The sequence below is a fragment of the Oleiphilus sp. HI0061 genome, assembly GCF_001635675.1.
This window is the reverse complement of record NZ_LWFE01001347.1, coordinates 1-942: the sequence shown is the minus strand read 5'-3', so window position 1 is coordinate 942 and position 942 is coordinate 1. Positions and strand designations below refer to the sequence as shown.

1 protein-coding gene is annotated in these 942 nt (G+C 43.9%); it reads right to left on the bottom strand.

Annotated features, from left to right (window positions below):
- Nucleotides 1-55: 55 nt before the first annotated feature.
- The coding region (locus A3735_RS21285) for an HD-GYP domain-containing protein (protein ID WP_068638588.1) at nucleotides 56-942 on the bottom strand (887 nt) is incomplete at its 5' end.

The following is a 942-nucleotide window of genomic DNA, read 5'->3' as shown; positions in this document are numbered from 1 at the left end:
GACTGTTAGCGCTTTCGTCATTCCTTCAAAGTTCAGTACCAGGCTTTAAGGTTTATTACTGTACTGCAAGGCCAAAGTTTAAGCCTTTGGCCTTGTATTCCTTAAGCTGAACGCCAAAGGCCCCGTCTGTATATATTTCTTTAACTCGAAGCGGCTTACCATGCTGATCTTTTTGCTCATTACTTAGATCAACAATCCGTTCAGCACAGCTTTTCTTCTCAGTATTCCTGACAATAATCAGTTTGGGGCGAAGCTTATTGTTTCTTTGGCACGATAGGATAATACCAACTTCGCCATTGGTCAGCTCAACAATATGCCCCGGTGGATAAATTCCTACTAAGCGAATAAAAGCTCGAACAATTTCCTCATCAAACTGCTGGCCACGACAATCGTAAAGAATACGCAAACCTTCCAATGTCGAACGTGCATCACTATAAACCCGGTCACTGGTAATGGCATCGAAAGCATCCACCACGCTAACAATTTTAGCGAAGAAAGGAATCTTTTCAGCAGTCACCCCCCTTGGGTAACCCTTACCATTGAGATGTTCATGATGACAATACGCAACATCAACCGCGACCGGAGGCACGTCTGATTTAGACATCAGCAGCTTGCGACCATGTGTCGCATGTTCCTTGATGAGTTCATATTCCTCGGAATTTAAGGATCCTTCTTTATTCAGCACCTCGATGGGTATATTAATCTTTCCCACATCATGCAGCATCGCCGCAACGCCTAGGTCTTCAAGCTCCTTTTCCAGCAGCTCCAGCTCACGCCCAAGTGCAACAGCCATGATAGATACACGTAAACTGTGTTCTGCCGTGTAATCATCTTTGTCTTTAATCTGAGTTAGCCAGAGCATGGCATTAGGGTTTTTTAGTACGCTTTTCACGCAACTTTTAACAGCTGTTTTTACCTCAGTGGTATTTATCTCCTGAGATA